Raw genomic sequence first — 18,052 nt, 5'->3', positions numbered from 1 at the left:
TATCACACTTCAACCAATCTAAGCAAATTTCCAGTTGACACATAGCTAATTGTTCGATAAGGAGCAGGGGGAGTTGAAGAGGTGGGGGGGTGGGGAGGTAGGGGGATGGGGGGAGTTTCTAGCTCTAGATCTCTCCCCATCTCCCCACCTCCCCATCTCCCCATCTCCCCAATCATCTAGGACGACCTAAAGTAGTGATGTACAAAACTGCTTCATCAGTGGGAATGCCCAAAACTTCGTTTACTTGATCGTCGAAGAAGCCACCGATGCCGCTGACTCCCAAGTTGAGGCGAATAGCAGCTAAATTGAGTCTTTGTCCTAAATGTCCGGCATCCATGTGTAGGTAGCGGTAAACGCGATCGCCATATTTTGCCACTGCGGTTTTTAAATCAGCTGTGTGGAATAGTACGGCTGCGGCATCTCTGCCTAATTCCTGTTGTAAACACAAATAATACAATTCGCGCCGGAAGTTTTTAAACCGTATTTGCCGCAATTCTTGAGCTTGGGGAGCATAATAATAGCAGCCTTCTTCTAACCCATCTACTCCACTTACAGCAATAAAGGTTTGAATTAAACTTAAATCAAAATAATCTGGCGATCGGTCTAAATCTTGCTCGATATAATGTTGCGGTTGATAAGTAAAATCGAGTAAAGCTTTCAGTTCGTCTAATGCCAAGTTAGCACCGTTATAAGCACGAGTGGAACGTCGGCGCAAAATCGTATTTTCTAGTAATTCTTGGTTTTCTCCCCAGCTTATTGGTTCAGTGATGGTACTCACTTTTAGGCAAAAAGGAAAATTATATTTATCTTCTAATGATGACTGATTAGTAACTTCAGTTTTTCCCGTTTCGGCAGAAATTTCTGTTGCTTGATGGAAGTATTTGATTAATTCTCCATCGGGAACTCGCGGATAATTTGTATCAATTGCAGAGGGTAATGCTGTGACTTCTAAAGATAGGTTTTGCTGGGGATCTAATAAGTCAGCTAAAGGAATTACGGTAGTTGTTCCTTCTTGTTCGGAATCAAGATAAAGTAGTTCGTTGAGTGCGCGATCGTTAAATCCACCAATTAAATGTGGACGATAATCAACCATTGCGCCAGCTAATTCTATATTGCCTAATAAATGTCCCGTGTCCAAAAAAATTCTCCGGTAAGCTCGGTCTTGGTAACGCCAAGCGGAACGATAAAAAATTGCTGTGGTGACGATCGCTAATTGCGTATTATTTAAAACTGGATGCCAAAAGCAAACTGTTTGCAATTCTGTCCAAACTTGATTTTCCCAAAATTGAATTAATGAATGGGTTTTTGGCTGATAATTGTACAATCCTGCGGGTAACAATGGGGTGCCACGCGAAATTAAATAAACTTCCGCTGGATATAAACCACCCGCCGAAGGAGCCGCTCTTAAGTAAACTGGTTCCCCGGTCATTGTCAACATTTTAGCGGTTAATCCATAACTGCAAAAAAGTAAGTGGGATAGCCGTTTCCACCAATCATCTTCTGAGGAGTTGACAATTGTTTCGGATTTTTCTGTAAGATATGGTTTGAGGTCAAAAGAAATACCAAGTCTATATTCTTTGAAAGGTGTAGGCTGGCGTGACCAATCTAACCCCTGACTCTTGGTTGCTATGGTTTTAGGATCGTATTTGGTTCGCTCGTGATAATGTTGAGCGATCGAAATTTTTGCTGTGGTCATACCAGTTTTCTTTCTGCTTCGCTTTTGATTTTGACATTAAGACGGTAAAAAGTGTTATGTCCAGAGATACAAAGTGACATACATTAAATAGGAAAAATGTCAATGATAATCTTATCAAGAAAAAAAGGTAAAATTACCGTGCATTTGTATTTAGATCCACATCCAAATCTAAAAAAAATATTAAAAAAAATATAAGTTTCTTTACAATGGTTTAAATTAGAATTTCACTTAAGCATAAATACTCTATGTTTTCCTCAAGTCATCAACTTAGTGGTGTAGTGACAGTATTAAAACCAAAATGCAGCATTTAAGTGCAGAAGAATTACTAGCTCAATATGCTAACGGGACAAGAGACTTTTCTCAAATTAATTTAATTCGAGCTAACTTGTTTGAAGTAAATTTATCAGATGTTAATCTCTATCAAAGCAATCTTCAAGAGGTGTATTTACCTTATGCTGATTTAAGCAATGCTAATCTTTGTCAAGCACAATTCCAAGCAGCTGAATTAAGTGATGCTAACCTCAATCAGACTAATTTATCCCAAGCTAATTTAGGGAATGCTAATCTTTGCAGAGCTAGTTTGCGATACGCTAATTTAAAAGGTGCAGATTTATCAGGTGCTAATTTACAAGGCGCAGATTTGTATCATGCCGATCTCAGTGACGCTAATTTAAAATATGCAGATTTAACTGGTGCTTATTTAGAAGCAGCTAAGTTAGATGGGGCGCAACTTACTGGTACTAATTTTTATCGTGCTAAAAAGGTAAACTTATCTGAAGCGAATTGCGATCGCACCACTGTTTTTCCCGATGGATTTTGTCGAGATAGTTAATTACAGCAAAGAAAGTTGGGTTGTATTTAGCAATTAGAAATTGATAACGCTGATGAATATTCTACACGATTGTAGTATTGGGAGAGGATCGCTTCTATTTTAGCGACTCCAATGGGTTTAGTTAAGTACTCATTAGCTCCAGCTGCTAAACAACGATCGCGTTCCCCTTCGATCGCTGTTGATGCAAGCATTACTACTGGTATATGAGCTAAAGCTGGTTGCGATCGCAGCATTTTTAATAACTCTAAACCCAGGAGATCGGTTGCTAAATCCATATCTAATAATATTAACCCAGGCTCAATTATTCGCACCTGCTCCAAAAAACCCTCACTGCTTGATAAATGCTCTACTTTGTAGTTCAAAACTTTTAAATAATTCTGTAAAGTTGTAGCACTTTTACGATCGTTTCCTATTAGTAAAATTGGTCTTTTTTCTAGCAATTCCTCTCCTAACAAAACCATTTCTCTATTATTTGTAATTTCTTCTTCTTGATATTGGTATGAATGAGCGAAAATATTTTTTAATGATAAATCTGGTAAATAAATAGTAAATTTGCTCCCCACTCCTAGCTGGGATTCCACAGTTAAATCTCCTCCATGTAGTCGAGCTAAACGACGAGTTAAAACCAAACCTAAACCAGTTCCCTGATATTGACGATTCAGTTTACTATCCAATTGGGAAAAAGGCTGAAACAGTTCAGAAATATCTTCAGAAGCAATGCCAATTCCTGTGTCAGCAACAATAAATGAAGTTCCTTTTGGTTGTTTTTTGACGATTAAAGTTACTTCTCCTGTTGGAGTAAATTTGATTGCATTGGAAAGCAAATTAAGTAACATTTGGCAAAGGCGACGTTGATCGGCAATAAAATGACTGACTTGCGGATCGATTTCACTTTTTAAAACTAAACCTTGACTTTTAGCTCTTTCTTCTACAATAGACAAGCAGTAATAACATAATTCTCTTATTTCCACACTTTCGAGCATTAGTTCTTCTTTCCCTGCTTCCACTTTAGCTAAGTCGAGGATGTCGTTAATTAATGAAAGCAAATGTTCTCCACTGCTATAAATGCAGTGCATATACTCTTTTTGTTTAGCGTTAAGTTGTCCATAAAACTCTTGTTGGAGCATTTGGGATAAACCCAAAATTGAGTTCAACGGAGTCCGTAATTCATGACTCATGTTAGCCAAAAATTCACTTTTAGCACGATTAGCTGCTTCTGCTTCTAACTTGGCTTTTTCTAATTCTTCGGTGCGTTGTTTAACTAAATGCTCTAAGCGTTCGTAGCTGATAGCGTTGTAAAGTGCGATCGTCGCTTGATCGGCAATTCTTTCTAGCAATTTAATTTCTTCATCTGTGAAGTTACGATAAGATAACGTTGTATGTAAACCTAAACCACCAAACAAACTATCATGGATAAAGATTGGTACGCTCAGAACTGAACGAACCTGATATTTGTCAATGCTTTCTTGTTGGGCAGGTGTTACGGGACAAGGTGGATAATGAGGTACATGAAAAGCTTTGCCATTATTAAATTCAGAATCAGGATCTACTAAATCAGGCCATTCAGAAATCGGTACTTTAAAATCTAACATTGAAGGAATTTCTGGGTTAGCTAACCATTCATTCAATACCTGAATTTGTCCTGATTCGGTATTGAAAATAATTACCCGATCGACACCGAAGCATTCACCAGTTAATTGCACAATTTGTTGTAAAATATATTCAAGATTCAGACTCTTATTGAGAAATCGAAAGATTTGATTTAAAATTTTCTCTCTCTCAGCTTGTTGCTGGTTTTTTAAGGCGGCTTCTTTATATTTGGTAATCTCCAAACGATCGATAATTAAGTTATTCTCTAGCTTTTTATTTTTAGTTTTCACTGCAAATGCTTGGAGTTCGCGTTTTATAATCGGCACTAACCTAGTTAAATTATCTTTAATTAAACAATCATTTGCTCCAGCTTTAATCGCAGCTACTATCATATCTTCACATCGTTTTTCCAAAAGTACGATAACTGGTAAGTCTAACCCTCTCATTCTAATTAGCTGCAATACTACCAAGGCATTAAAATCTGGTAACGAATTATCAGCAATCACAACATCCCAATCTTGTCTTGCGAAAGCTGCATTCATAGCTTTAGGTGTTTCTACTATCGTGGAAAATAAGGTATAACCACCACGCTTTAGTTCATTTGCTAACAAGTTAGCGTCATTTTCGGAGCTTTGAATTAGTAAAAAACGTAGGGGTACACTCATATACTTTGTTATTGAAATGAAAATGTTACTTCTGAAACATAGGTATTTAGTTTTTTAGTAGAATCATTTAAGTAAATACTCCTTTTACTTAAAGGCTCAATTAATTAACTTTTAGTTTAATAGTAACTTGACTTAGTAGCATAAGTCTACTACTCCTATAAAGTTGGCTGATTGTAATCAGATAGCGATCGCCTAATTCTTACCATAATTTCTCCTTTGTATATGTTGTGAAGACTACAACACTAACAATTTAAAAGAACGATAAAAAAAAATCCCGAAATTATTTACTAAGATAGCTTTGTAAATCTTACTTTGGTTCTTTAACTATCTTAATCCTTAAATCAATCAAAAATTTGCTTCTAAAGGCAAACTCCGTTTTATAAATTTGAATATGGTATGATAAAAAGTTTGCACATCATTAGTCAGTTTAAAATCAGGAGTTACCCTTATGGCTCGGATGTACTACGATTCTGATGCCAATTTAGATTTATTGGCAAATAAAACGGTAGCAATTATCGGTTATGGTTCCCAAGGTCACGCTCACGCCTTAAATCTGAAAGATAGTGGCGTTAACGTAATCGTCGGTTTGTATCCTGGTAGTAAGTCGGCATCTAAAGCTAAAGAAGCGGGATTGGAAGTTTACAGCGTTGCTGAAGCTGCTCAAAAAGCCGATTGGATTATGATCCTACTGCCAGATGAGGTGCAAAAAAGTGTTTATAAGAACGAAATTGAGCCATATTTGACAGAAGGCAAAGTTCTCTTTTTCGCTCACGGTTTCAATATCCACTTTGCTCAAGTAGTACCACCTGCGAATGTAGATGTGGTGATGGTAGCACCTAAAGGCCCAGGACACTTGGTAAGACGGACTTACGAACAAGGAGAAGGAGTGCCTTGTTTGTTTGCGGTTTATCAAAATGCTAGCGGACAGGCACGCGATCGCGCAATGGCCTACGCTAAAGGCATTGGTGGGACTCGCGCCGGAATTTTGGAAACTACCTTCCGCGAAGAAACCGAAACCGATTTATTTGGCGAACAAGTTGTCCTCTGTGGCGGTTTGAGCGCCTTAATTAAAGCAGGTTTTGAAACCTTAGTTGCTGCTGGATATCAACCAGAACTCGCTTACTTTGAATGCTTGCACGAAGTCAAATTAATTGTTGACTTAATCGTAGAAGGCGGGTTAGCGAAAATGCGCGACAGCATTTCTAACACCGCTGAATATGGCGACTTAACTCGTGGTCCCCGTATTGTCACCGATGAAACTCGCGCCGAAATGCAGAAAATTCTCCAAGAAATCCAAACAGGTCAATTTGCCAGAGAATTTGTCCTGGAAAATCAATCTGGCAAACCAGGTTTTACCGCCATGCGTCGTCGGGAAGCCGAACACGACATTGAGGAAGTTGGTAAGGATTTACGTGCCATGTTTAGCTGGCTGAAGAAGGACTAATCTTTGCCAGTAGGGTGAAGGGGGCAGGGGAGATGGGGGGATGGGGGGATGGGGAGAGAGAGATTCTGGAGCTAGAAATTCCCCCCACCCCCCTACCTCCCTACCTCCCCACTTCTTCCCAGTTCCCAATCACTGCCCTCCCCGCTCCTGTTTTTCAATGGCTTTTTCGGTGCGTTCGTAAGGATTTGTTGGTTGTTTTTTGGGAAACAAACCTAGCATGAAGTTGTTGATTGTGGTTCGAGTTTGTAAGCTGGCGTTACTAACGGGTGGGAAGGGAATGCGATCGCCCAGCAAAACAAACAGCAAAAATAGTACAATCAGCAAGGGAAACTTAGCTTTGGATAGCATAACAATAAATTAACTAAATAGTTAATCAATTCGCTTAATTCTATTGTTCCCAATTCTTGAGTCAACAGAGCTATTTTTTGAGTTTATTTAAGGGTGAAGTTTGCCATCAGGCATTTTGGCTTCTTGGAAGTTAGCCCCTTCTACATTAGCGCATCCTAGAACATTTAAACTGAGGGCGGCTGTGCGATCGCTGGCTTTAACATTTAAACCCAAATTAGCACTCCGGGGGTCGTCATTTGTTGGTGTAGTTCCTAATTTAAAACCTAAAGAACCTCCATCATTATTAGCTCTTAGCCTGAAACTAATACCCAAACAACCTAAATCAGCACGTTCTAAATTAGCTTTGGTGAAGTTGGCTCTTTTTAAGTTAGCATTTCCCAGTTTTGCGCCTTCTAAGTTAGCACCCTCTAGGTTAGCTCCTTCCAAGTTCACGCCGCTTAAGTCGGCTCCTTGTAAATTAGCATTTCTCAGGTCGCATCGGGGACATTCCCTAGTTTCTAGCAATTTTTCCACTCGCTTTTGAGTGTTGAAAGCAGAAATGTAGAAATACGACCCGACTCCTGCACCAAGTAAAATTATCAAAACGGTAAGATGCTTGAATTTCATGGCTAAATTATAGAAGCTGCTCTGGCTTCCTTAGTCAAGTAGTTGATCCTTACTACTAAAGTTCCCTCTTCCGATCCGGAAGTTCACATAAACTTAAGTAAAAACTCTTAGGCTTAATCTAGATCCCCGACTTCTTGAAGGAGTCGGGGATCTGAGTATTGTTAATTGTCAGCTGCTAATTTAGAAAGATTCTCACCTGTAACCCGACAAATTCGCCAGTCTGGTAACACATCGGCACCCATACGTTGATAAAAGCCGATCGCAGGTGCATTCCAATCTAATACGCTCCATTCTAAGCGACCACAACCCCGTTCAACTGCTAATTTAGCTACATGAATTAGTAATGCTTTACCAATACCTTGATGCCGATATTCTGGTAACACAAATATATCTTCTAAATATATTCCTGGTTTAGTTAAAAAGGTAGAATAGTTAGGAAAAAATAAAGCAAAACCTACTGCTTTGTCATCTAATTCAGCTAATATTGCTTCGGCGTAAATGCGATCGCCAAATAAGTGAGATTCTAAATCTGCAATATTCCCGGTGACTGCATGAGATAACTTTTCGTATTCAGCCAAACCTTTAATTAATTCAAATAAAGTTGGCACATCTTGGGGCGTTGTCGATCGCAAAATCAAATTTGTCATTGCTAATAGGTGATTAGTTAACCAACGTTATTTCTGAACACCACCTATTTTACCAGAGAATAGTCAAAAGAATTTAGATCTCCGACTTTTTCAAGAAGTCGGGGATCTGAATACATTTAAATTTATTTCAACCAACTTTTGAGACGTTGAGCAATTTGGGGACGGCGTAATTTTCGCATCGCTTTACTTTGAATTTGGCGCACTCGTTCGCGGGATAAATTGTACAAATTACCCACTTCTTCTAAAGTGCAAGGTTCGCTGGTTGTTAAACCATAACGCAGAGAAATCACGTCTTTTTCTCTCGGTGTGAGGACATCACCCAATACTGACCAAATCTCCTGACGTAACATGGTATCATTCATTTGTTCTTCAGGAGATTGGGTGTCGCTATCTTCTAACAAATCAACTAATTCTGTATCTTCTTCTCTTCCAACTCTGTGGTTTAACGAAAGCGATCGCCTGCGTAATTGTTGTAATTGATGCAGATGTTCTAAGGAAATTTCTAAAGCTCTTGCTACTTCTGCTTCTGTAGGGTTTCTTTTTAACTGCTGCTTTAATTCCCTTTGAACTTTTTTCAATTTATTTAATTTTTCAACAATGTGAATTGGTAAACGAACCGTTCTAGCATCATTAGCGATCGCTCTGGTAATCGCTTGGCGAATCCACCAGTAAGCATAAGTCGAGAACTTATAACCTTTATCGGGATCGAACTTTTCTGTAGCACGGTTTAACCCCATTGCACCTTCTTGAATTAAATCTAAGAATTGTACTCCTCGATTTAAATATCGTTTGGCGATCGACACTACTAATCGCAGGTTCGATCGAATCATTTTCCGTTTCGCTACTTTTCCCTGATACAAACGCTGCTCTAATTGTCGCTCTGTTAATCCCAGTCTTGCTGCTATCTCTGCTACCGTTGGCTGTTTACCCAATTCTTGATGTAAACTTCTTTGGGTTTCTTCTACTGTTACTAAAAATTGCACCCGCTTGGCTAATTCCACTTCTTCTTTTGGTTTCAGTAGAGGATATCTTGCCATTTCCTTAAAGAAAGCCCCTACCGAATCATCCGAATTCATCTTATGATAACCCGATGTCGGATAAGACTCTATTTCCTCAACTTCAACTGTTTCATCTGCGGTGGAAAGTTCTACTTCACTGTTAACTAAATCAATTTCCGAAGGTTCGATATTGATATCAACTTCTACATCAATATCAATATTAGTACCGATGGTTAATGGTTGGGTTTCCGACAAATCTAACTTGGTGATATTCATAAGCAAACTCTTTTTGTAATTTTGTTAAACTCACATCCCTAGAACCAGCGTTTCCTTTAATACATTCCATTCTTAATATCTACACAAATTGCCCCCTGATAGTGAACGAAACAGTTCGTATTTCTTTAGAAAAATTTAAGATTTTTGTCTTTTCGACCATTTTAGTCCGGTCAACTCAATCTTGCCAGTTTTTGTCTTTTTTGCTTGGGGAGGATGGTACCAACAGAGGAATACTTTATTAGACTACCGCAAGTGTTTTTTGCCATTGTTTTCCCAGTTACAAAATAACAACGTGAAAGCCTTAAATTGAAATAAACCTCTTTTACCGTTGTGACAAATGTTTCTCTGTAACCATTATATTGCTGAACTACTCAACAAAACTTTGTAAAAGTTTTCGATTTCGATCACAGCATCTCATGTAACATATAGCTTTGCTCTCTATCAATAGGTGTAAAATGACGGTCTTGCCAAAGTAAGAAAATGTTTAACCTGTTTTATTTAATAGTGATATGAAATACTAGGGAAGGGTTAGTTCTCTATTGAAAAAGCCTGTCATTAGATAGATATATTTAAGAAAGCAGAAAGGAGCAAGGCTTAGATCTTCAGCTTTTTACTTGTTTTTCATTTTTAAATCATTTTCTGTGACGCTGCACTAGGAAAATATATAGATGAGCTAAATTGATGGTGAATTTGTGATTTATTTGGGCGGAAAGGTAAGTTTTTAGTCAGCAAAATCAGCCCTTAGCTCGGTAGAATAAACTGGTTAAGTATCGATCGCCCCCAGAAACGAAGTATTGAGTGATTCACAATATGTCTAGTCCCCGTTGGCAGTTTTCCCCGATGTTAGCTGAACCAAAAGCAACTTATGAAACTACCATGTCGAGAAATAGATGGGTAGAGGTGCTGGTAGATTCCCCTGGAGCGCAGGAAGAGTCACAAAACCAAAAGTTGTACACTTACAGGTTGCCAGAGGATTTAGAAGTAAAACCTGGGGATATTTTGAGCGTACCATTCGGGGCGCAAGTTTTGGGCGCGATCGCCATTCGGTTACTCGAACACCCACCAGGAAATTTAGCAACCGAGAAAATACGGGATGTTGAGGAAGTTGTAACCTCCGGGTTTTTTCCGACTAACTACTGGGAATTACTGAAAAAGGTTTCTACGTATTATTACACACCTTTAATGCAAGTAGTGCGAGCAGCCTTACCACCGGGATTGCTGACGCGATCGCAAAGACGCATCCGCCTGATTCCCGAAGCTATTCCCCCGGGCGCAACAACCTTCCTCAACCTATCGGCGCGACAAATTCTTGAACTCCTGCAAGGTGCGAAAACCGGAGATTATACTTGGCAATATCTTCAATCCAAAGTTAGAGGCGGAAAACAAGGACTGAGAGAATTACTCAAACGAGGTTGGGTAGAAAGCTATTTAGAAACACCCAGACACGCCCAACCAAAACAAAAACAAGCTGTAACGCTAATTGCAGAGATTAACAAAATTGAACTCACACCCCGACAAGCAGAAATTTTGAGCATCTTGCAGCGTCAGGGTGGAGAATTGTGGCTCAATGAATTATTGCAGCTTTGTAAAGCCAGTTCCACAACTCTCAAAGCATTGGAACAAAAAGGCTATATTACAATTCAGTATCGGGAAATTTTGCGATCGCTCCAAGAACCAGAACAAGCACCCGACAGAGCAAAAGTTTTAACACCCGAACAAGCAGCAGCTTTGGAAACGATTAACAAGTTACAAGGATTCGCCCAAGTCTTATTGCATGGCGTAACAGGTTCCGGGAAAACCGAGGTATACTTGCAAGCGATCGCCCCCATCCTAGAACAAGGAAAATCCGCCTTAGTTTTAGTTCCAGAAATCGGATTAACACCACAGTTAACCGATCGATTTCGCGCCCGTTTCGGAAGCAAAGTCTGCGTTTATCACAGCGCCCTTTCCGAAGGCGAACGATACGACACCTGGCGACAAATGTTAGCAGGCGAACCGCAAGTAGTCATCGGTACTCGTTCCGCCGTCTTCGCCCCCCTACCCAAACTAGGTTTGATCGTCCTCGACGAAGAACACGACAGCAGCTTCAAACAAACCGCCAGAACACCCACCTACCACGCCCGCAACGTCGCCTTATGGCGTGCAGAACTGATCGACTGTCCCCTAGTTTTAGGTTCCGCAACTCCCTCCCTGGAGAGTTGGATTGAAGTCAGGGGAGCAGGGGAGCAGAGGGGCAGGGGAGCAGGGGAGCAGGGGAGCAGGGGAGCAGGGGAGCAGGGGAGCAGGGGAGCAGGGGAGCAGGGGAGCAGGGGAGCAGGGGAGCAGGGGAGCAGGGGAGCAGGGGAGCAGGGGAGCAGGGGAGCAGAGGGGCAAGAAAACTCTTTAACTCAAAACTCAAAACTCAAAACTCAAAACTTTCCAAAATACTACCTTTCTCTTTCCCAACGCATTCAATCTCGACCATTACCACCTGTGGAAGTGGTGGATATGCGTCAAGAACTGCGGGAGGGGAATAAGTCTATTTTTAGTCGATCGCTCCAAGAAGCATTACAACAATTACAAGAGCAACGTAAACAGGGAATTCTCTTTATTCATCGTCGCGGACATAGCACCTTTGTCTCTTGTCGCAGTTGTGGATATGTGATTGAATGTCCTAATTGTGATGTATCTTTGTCTTACCATCACACCGAAGAAAGAGCACCAGAAATTCTACGCTGTCACTACTGCAATTTTATCCGTTCTCACCCCGACAATTGCCCAGAATGCAATTCACCCTATTTAAAATTCTTCGGTAGCGGAACGCAAAAAGTAGCGGAAGAATTAAGAAAATTATTGCCTCAATTGCGAGTCATTCGTTTTGACAGTGACACCACTCGCACCAAGGGATCTCATCGAACTTTATTAACACAATTTGCCAATGGCGAAGCTGACTTATTAGTAGGAACTCAAATGCTCACAAAAGGGTTGGATATTTCCCAAGTTACTTTAGTGGGAATAGTCGCCGCTGATGGTTTATTACATTTCTCCGATTATCGAGCTACAGAAAGAACATTTCAAACTTTAACCCAAGTAGCAGGTCGTGCAGGTCGAGGGGACGATCGCGGTCGAGTAATTCTGCAAACTTACAACCCCGAACATTCAGTAATTCAAGCAGTGAAAAACCATGATTTTCAGTCATTTATCCAAACAGAATTACCTGTAAGAGCAGAATTAAATTATCCCCCTTATGGTCGGTTAATTCTCATTCAATTAAACAGCATAAATTCCGTAGAAGTTCAAGAAGCAGCAGAAATGTTAGCAGGTTGGTTGCGTCCTCCAACAAATAGTAATAGCTATGAAATTTTAGGCCCTGCACCCGCTAGTATTATGCGAGTAGCTAATAGATATTATTGGCAAATTCTCCTGAAATTACCAGCAAATATAATTGTGGATTTGCCTAACTTTAATGAATTGCGCGATTTATGCCCGAAATCAGTTAGTTTGACGATCGACGTTGACCCAATAAATATGATGTAAATAATACCAAATCCGACTTGAATACCCCCGTTATGTCTTTAGTCCGCGTAGGTGGACTTTGTTTGTGTAGTCGTGATTTCAATCGCCTAATAATATGGGGGTAGCTAAACCGGATTTGGTATAAGAAGCCGCTCGCCGTGCAAGTATAATCTATTGAGTAATTTTACTGAAAATCACTCTCTTTAGTTTCCCTTGTTCTCCTAACTTTCCATTTCCCAAAACTTAGACCATACCAAGAATTCGTCTGCCAGATATTAAAATAAATGGAAACTTGATACATAAAATATTTTAAGCAAATATACTTAAATTTAGTTTTTGATTTTTACCGACTACTCAAAATTCTGCTAAACCTCTGAATTTTTTCTGCAAGAATACACGCAAAGAAGTTCCAATTATGGCTGAAAAACTTTGCTATAACTTTGCTAAAAAAACCGTTTTTGTATCTTTGTAACTTCACAATGGGAAAACTAAAGTTGTAGACATAGCTTAAAGAAGTAAAGGCAGGACAAAGAAATGAACAATCATGTTGCATCAACCTTACTTAAAACTTTCGTTGCCACTGTTGGTGTTATTTCCGTTACAGGACAAGCAGCAAACGCCGGAGTTTTAAGGAATGGAACAACCATCAATACATTTATGGAATGTATTAATGATGGAATTGCTCTTGTTGTTGGCAGCAGTCCAGCCCAGAATGGTTGGTATTATGCTACCGATTCTAGTAATGATGGTTCTGGTGGCTCAGTATACGAAATATATGGTATGGGGATTAAGGAAACTGAGTCTAGCATTATGGTGGCGCTAAGAGCCAATATGCCCTTGACTGGAAATGATACAGGCGGTCCTGCTGACGGAAATATTGGCTGGGGCGATATGTTCTTCAATTTTTCCGGGCTAAATTTTATGGATGCGATGAATCAGGGTCAGATGTTTGGTGTTCGTTTTGCTGGTACTAATGATTCTAGGGTTTCGCAAGTTGGTTTATATAGTGGTGTTACTGCTACAAGCGTTACAGCAGAAAATTCTGGCTATGGTAGCATCGACGGTTATAACAGCAGCATGGGTTCCAATGCTAGTTTAGGCGATTTAGCTCGCGATACTAATTATTTTGACAGAACTAGAAGTTTGAACGCGATCGCTTCAGGAACATTTATTACCGGACTTAACTTTCTTACCACTACTCAATTAACTACTGCTGGCTTTGATTTGAACAGGTTTGCTGGTAGTCAAACTATCGCTTTCTCGATCGATAAGTCTAGTCTTCCTGGTGCATCTGTACCAGAACCTTCGGCAATTTTAGGTTTAACTGCTATTGGCGCATCTATTTTTGCCAGCAAGTTGGGTAAACGGCGTGCGATCGGTTCATAATCTCTACAATACCTTTTGTCCGATCGATTTTCTCCAATAGTTTAAGAATATTTGTCAATCTCCGTCTCAGAAAGTTACGGAGATTTTTATTTATAGCGATTAAGCGGGACAAACAGAGGTATTACTTCCGTCTGATTTTAGTTGTTGATATGTTAGGCTAAATCGTCCCACTGTACCCGGAGTTGCACTGGTTACTAATAAATCATAAGTTCCAGCGAGCGGTAATTTTGTCCTAATTATTGCATTGATGACATTTTCCTGTTTAGGCTGTTGCTCTAGCATCTGACCGTTAGGAGCATATAGTATCAATACAGGGTTAACTAATGATTGATTGATCTGTAATGTATCTCCGCGTCTTTGGGAAGCGCTACCTCCAACTAAACTCAATCGAATTAGTCGATCTTTTTGCCCATTTAACGAGAACCGTTGAAAACGTCTACCCTGAAATCGATAATCACTTGATGAAAGCCTACCTTGAATAGTTTTGTCACATTCTAAGCGAGTAGAATTGGAGATTCTCGCCGGAGATGGTAGTTGATTTTGGGCAATTAAAACTTGAGTGTTATTAGTTTGTTTCGGCATTAAAGCTTGAGCAAAACCATTAGGAAAAAAAAGCGGATTACTCAAGATGGTTAAACAAAAACCTAAAAGGCAACAAGCTAAATATACACTCAATTTGGTAAAATGACTTTTTTGTAACTTTTTTGCCACCTCTTAGTTTTCCCCACTATATCTAATTTTTGAGTCAAATTATAGCAGTTGCCAAAGCGGTTAGGACATTTTTTATTTCCCTTTCTTGTTGTCTATTCTCTTGAAGTCAAAAGATGATGTCCTAACCGATATGTCCGTTGCTATATTAATTTTTTAAGCAATGCCAGAGGGACTAGTCCATAGACGTTGTAGCATTCGATCGATCTCTTCGGCTTGTTCTTCCTTGCCCTGAGACTTAAACAAATCTCTGGCTTTTTTAAAAGCTTCAATAGCTTGGTCTTTTTGACCGGAACGATTCATAATTAAACCTAAGTTAGCGTAAGCTTCGGCAAATTCTGGCTGAATACGAATTGTTGTTTGCCACTGTTTAACTGCTGCTTCTATTTGTCCTTGTTGGGCGAGGACATTACCTAAGTTGTAGTAAGCTTTGGCATAGTTGGGATTAATTTTTATTGCTGCTTTATACTCTTTTTCAGCAGCTTTATAATCTTCTTTTTCCACTAGCATATTGCCCAAATTGTAATGAGCTTCTGCCATGTTTGGTTGAATACTTAAGGCTTTTCGATAAGCTGCCATAGCTTCGGTGTCTTTACCTTGAGTCGCGAAGGCTACTCCCATATTTAGATGCGCTGCTGCTAAGTTGGGATTCAATTCTAGGGCTTTTTGGTATTTGGCGATCGCTTCTGCCAATTTCCCTTGCTGTTGCAAAGAAATTCCCTCTTCATAATAATCTTGAGCTTGTTCTTTATTTTGGGAAACTTGAGCAACTACACTCTCAATTGTTGACCGATTTGTTCCCTGTTTCTGCCAACTTGACTCGGATAACGCTGGGGAAGCATGACTCAAAGTGATGCCAGTAACAGCCGCAGTTAACAGGTTGATGAAAAAATAAGTATTTTTAATCATTGACATGAAATGAAAAGTGTGTATTAGGAGCAGTAGCTGCTTTTTGCAGATTAAAACTAATGATATCGCCATCGCAAAGAAAAGCTAGTGTTTTACTAAAAGTTCTGCGGCGACTAATTCTTTTTGAATGGCTAAAACTGCGGCTTGAGTGCGATCGCGCACTTCCAACTTTTGTAAAATGGCATGAACATGAACTCGCACGGTGCCAATGGTAATGTACAGCAGTTCCGCAATTTCCTGGTTGCTTTTTCCTGCCGCTATCAGCGCCAAAATTTCCTGTTCCCGACGAGTCAGAGGATTTATTAACGCTTCTGATGATTTAGCATCAGAAGGCGAATTTGCAGCAAAAGCGGCGCGAATTTCCGTAGTAACGGTTTGATCCCACCAAGAAGCACCTGCGGCGACTGAACGCAGCGCTAAAATTAAAACTTCTGCCTCAATTCCTTTGAGACAATATCCTTGAGCACCTGCGGCAATTAAGCGTTCGATCAGAGGTTTTTGGGAATGGGAAGTTAAAACTAAAATTGGCAATTGCGAGTGTTGTTCTTTGATGCGGCGACAAGCTTCCACGCCGCCAATTCCCGGTAATCCCACATCTAAGAGTACGACATCTAAAGGATATTGATTTGCTAATTCTACAGCAGTTTCGCCGTCAGTTGCTTCTGCTACTATTTCTATTCCTGGTTCCTGTTGCAAACGCATATATAAACCCAGGCGAAATAATTCATCATCCTCAACTAAAAGTATCCGCAAAGGTGCAGGTTTCATTAGGAATTCTCAGAAATTGAAATTGGGAGTCGAAAACCAAACAAAGCGCCAGAAGGAGAAAGGTTTTCTGCCCAAATTGTACCGCCATGTGCGGCAATAATTTGCCGACTTAGATATAAGCCTAACCCAGAACCTTGACTTTGGCGATCGCTACTTCCTTGGTAAAATCGCTCGAATAAGTGAGCTAGTTCATCTATGGGAATTCCTTGTCCACTATCTAAAATTTTGACTACTTGTTGATGGGAATCACTTTCCAAAATCACGTTTATTTTACCGCCACGAGGAGAATGATTAATCGCATTAATTAGGAGATTGGTAAATACTCGCTGTAATTGTAAAGCATCTCCATTTACCCATAAGTTTTGCCGAAAATTTGATGCACCATAATTAAGTGTAATATGCACGCGACGCGAAGCTGCTAATTCTGTCAAAGTAGCGATTACTTCTTCAACTAACGATCCCAAATTGACTGTTGCTAGTTGCAGTTTTAACCCTTCAGAATCGTAATGATAAATATCTAAGAGAGTTTGGACTAATTGCAGCGTTGATCGATGAGAACGCACCATCATTTCTAATACTTTACGTTGAGCAAAACTACATTCACCAAATTGCCCTCTTTGAAAAGATTTAATTGTTTCAATCGCCCCTAAAATGGGAGTTCTTAAATCATGAGTCAGCGTAGAAACAAAATCTTCTCGCATACTAGCTAGTCGTTCTTGGTAAAGTAATTGAGTTTGCTGATTAGCTATTGCTTCTTCATAATAACGAATGCGATCGCTTAACCAACCTGTCACCACAAGTGCCAATACTGCAATTAACCGATTTGCCAAAGTTGGTAGAGAAAAATCGTAGTCAGGAATGAATAAATTTACCAATGTTAATGCCGAAGCTGCTAAAGTTACTTGTAAATTTGCTTTTCTACCCAAACGATAATTAGTCAATAAAATTGGCCCTGTATAAAGGTAGCCAAACACATATTCCGATGGTGTAGCATATTCTAAAGCGATGACGATCGCAAATGCGATCGCAATCATTATCCAGGTATTTCTGCGATCGTTCTTAGTAAAAATAGCTGCTTTCATCATTCACAATTTACAAATTGTAGGATGCGTTAGTAACGCACCATTCCCAATATTAACGTAAAACCTCCAAAAAAATCACAACTATACTTCCAGATATAGATCCCTTTATAACTCCAAATATAGGTAACAACTGAAAGCTATTTAAAAATATATAGACGCAAAATATACAAACCATAATAACCACACCTAAACAAATTTATATCACCGATCTAATGTAAACAATTCCCAAATAAACAAAAATGATTGTAGAAATTCCCATTGGCTAGAAACATCATGAAAACCATAAACATGATGAAACCTAGACTGACTCAAGTAACAATACAATTCAACAGTTGTTACTGCGGTTTACCCTTATCTGCAATTAAATTACCCAAACATTGCCTTTGTTTAGGAATCATCAGAAAAGATGAATTAATTTTAGCCAGCAGTGAACCAACAATTAACTGTGGAGACGACATTTTAGCCCTAGCAATTAAAGGAGGAAACGCCCCAGAACTTGAATTCATCCTCAGAAAACATCATCCAATTTTTTGGTCAGGTATCAGCTGCGATATAGCAAAAAAACACCATCCCGATCGCTAAGAATTATTCCAGTGTTAAAA

At 39.6% G+C, this 18,052-nt stretch carries 15 protein-coding genes; 5 read left to right on the top strand and 10 right to left on the bottom strand.

The genetic code is table 11. The features are described 5' to 3' along the window. Nucleotides 1-172 precede the first annotated feature (172 nt). Entirely contained in the window at nt 173-1,696 is a 1,524-nt protein-coding gene (locus ACE1CA_RS27025; RefSeq protein ID WP_413280644.1) for a SagB/ThcOx family dehydrogenase, read from the bottom strand. Nucleotides 1,697-1,994: 298 nt separating this feature from the next. Between ACE1CA_RS27025 and ACE1CA_RS27020 the strand changes: the two genes are divergently transcribed. Further along, nucleotides 1,995-2,528: a pentapeptide repeat-containing protein gene (locus ACE1CA_RS27020; protein WP_413280643.1), complete on the top strand. Its 534-nt coding sequence runs from the start codon at nt 1,995-1,997 to the stop codon at nt 2,526-2,528. A 26-nt stretch (nt 2,529-2,554) separates the two neighbouring features. Here ACE1CA_RS27020 and ACE1CA_RS27015 read toward each other — a convergent pair whose 3' ends face one another. After that, nucleotides 2,555-4,783, bottom strand: a complete 2,229-nt coding sequence (locus ACE1CA_RS27015) for an ATP-binding protein (RefSeq protein WP_413280642.1) — start codon at nt 4,781-4,783, stop codon at nt 2,555-2,557. Nucleotides 4,784-5,231: 448 nt separating this feature from the next. Between ACE1CA_RS27015 and ilvC the strand changes: the two genes are divergently transcribed. After that, nucleotides 5,232-6,227: a ketol-acid reductoisomerase gene (ilvC, locus tag ACE1CA_RS27010; RefSeq protein ID WP_413280641.1), complete on the top strand. Its 996-nt coding sequence runs from the start codon at nt 5,232-5,234 to the stop codon at nt 6,225-6,227. A 129-nt stretch (nt 6,228-6,356) separates the two neighbouring features. On the opposite strand, the gene ACE1CA_RS27005 is transcribed toward ilvC, so the two are convergent. From ACE1CA_RS27005 to ACE1CA_RS26990, 4 genes are all read right to left on the bottom strand, one after another. Beyond that, on the bottom strand, nt 6,357-6,575 hold the full coding sequence (locus ACE1CA_RS27005; protein ID WP_413280640.1) for a hypothetical protein: 219 nt from the start codon (nt 6,573-6,575) through the stop codon (nt 6,357-6,359). 87 nt (nt 6,576-6,662) lie between these two features. Beyond that, on the bottom strand, nt 6,663-7,181 hold the full coding sequence (locus ACE1CA_RS27000) for a pentapeptide repeat-containing protein (RefSeq protein ID WP_413280639.1): 519 nt from the start codon (nt 7,179-7,181) through the stop codon (nt 6,663-6,665). A gap of 161 nt (nt 7,182-7,342) precedes the next feature. Next, nucleotides 7,343-7,828: a GNAT family N-acetyltransferase gene (locus ACE1CA_RS26995; protein WP_413280638.1), complete on the bottom strand. Its 486-nt coding sequence runs from the start codon at nt 7,826-7,828 to the stop codon at nt 7,343-7,345. 122 nt (nt 7,829-7,950) lie between these two features. Continuing rightward, nucleotides 7,951-9,102, bottom strand: a complete 1,152-nt coding sequence (locus tag ACE1CA_RS26990; RefSeq protein ID WP_413280637.1) for an RpoD/SigA family RNA polymerase sigma factor — start codon at nt 9,100-9,102, stop codon at nt 7,951-7,953. Between the two features lie 810 nt (nt 9,103-9,912). On the opposite strand from ACE1CA_RS26990, the gene priA reads away from it, so the two are divergent. Next, complete coding sequence (priA, locus tag ACE1CA_RS26985; protein WP_486517552.1) at nt 9,913-12,618, top strand: primosomal protein N'; 2,706 nt, start codon at nt 9,913-9,915, stop codon at nt 12,616-12,618. Between the two features lie 513 nt (nt 12,619-13,131). Continuing rightward, complete coding sequence (locus ACE1CA_RS26980; RefSeq protein ID WP_413278674.1) at nt 13,132-13,983, top strand: XDD3 family exosortase-dependent surface protein; 852 nt, start codon at nt 13,132-13,134, stop codon at nt 13,981-13,983. Between the two features lie 99 nt (nt 13,984-14,082). Here ACE1CA_RS26980 and ACE1CA_RS26975 read toward each other — a convergent pair whose 3' ends face one another. The 4 genes from ACE1CA_RS26975 to ACE1CA_RS26960 all read right to left on the bottom strand — a co-directional run bounded on the left by ACE1CA_RS26975 (nt 14,083) and on the right by ACE1CA_RS26960 (nt 17,453). Further along, nucleotides 14,083-14,694: a hypothetical protein gene (locus ACE1CA_RS26975; protein WP_413278675.1), complete on the bottom strand. Its 612-nt coding sequence runs from the start codon at nt 14,692-14,694 to the stop codon at nt 14,083-14,085. 153 nt (nt 14,695-14,847) lie between these two features. Then, nucleotides 14,848-15,606, bottom strand: a complete 759-nt coding sequence (locus ACE1CA_RS26970; protein WP_413278676.1) for a tetratricopeptide repeat protein — start codon at nt 15,604-15,606, stop codon at nt 14,848-14,850. A 78-nt stretch (nt 15,607-15,684) separates the two neighbouring features. Next, nucleotides 15,685-16,368 carry a response regulator gene (locus tag ACE1CA_RS26965; protein WP_413278677.1) on the bottom strand — a complete coding sequence of 228 codons (684 nt, stop codon included), beginning with the start codon at nt 16,366-16,368 and terminating at the stop codon, nt 15,685-15,687. Beyond that, nucleotides 16,368-17,453 carry a sensor histidine kinase gene (locus tag ACE1CA_RS26960; protein WP_413278678.1) on the bottom strand — a complete coding sequence of 362 codons (1,086 nt, stop codon included), beginning with the start codon at nt 17,451-17,453 and terminating at the stop codon, nt 16,368-16,370. The genes ACE1CA_RS26965 and ACE1CA_RS26960 overlap by 1 nt, the downstream gene beginning before the upstream one ends. Nucleotides 17,454-17,723: 270 nt before the next feature. On the opposite strand from ACE1CA_RS26960, the gene ACE1CA_RS26955 reads away from it, so the two are divergent. Further along, nucleotides 17,724-18,032 (top strand): TrkA C-terminal domain-containing protein, encoded by a 309-nt coding sequence (locus ACE1CA_RS26955; protein WP_413278679.1) that lies wholly within the window; start codon nt 17,724-17,726, stop codon nt 18,030-18,032. The last annotated feature ends 20 nt before the right edge of the window (nt 18,033-18,052 follow it).

Source organism: Floridaenema evergladense BLCC-F167 (assembly GCF_041929205.2).
Classification (GTDB): Bacteria; Cyanobacteriota; Cyanobacteriia; order Cyanobacteriales; family Aerosakkonemataceae; genus Floridanema; species Floridanema evergladense.
The sequence above is the reverse complement of the archived record's forward strand: the minus strand, read 5'-3'. Positions and strand labels throughout refer to the sequence as shown.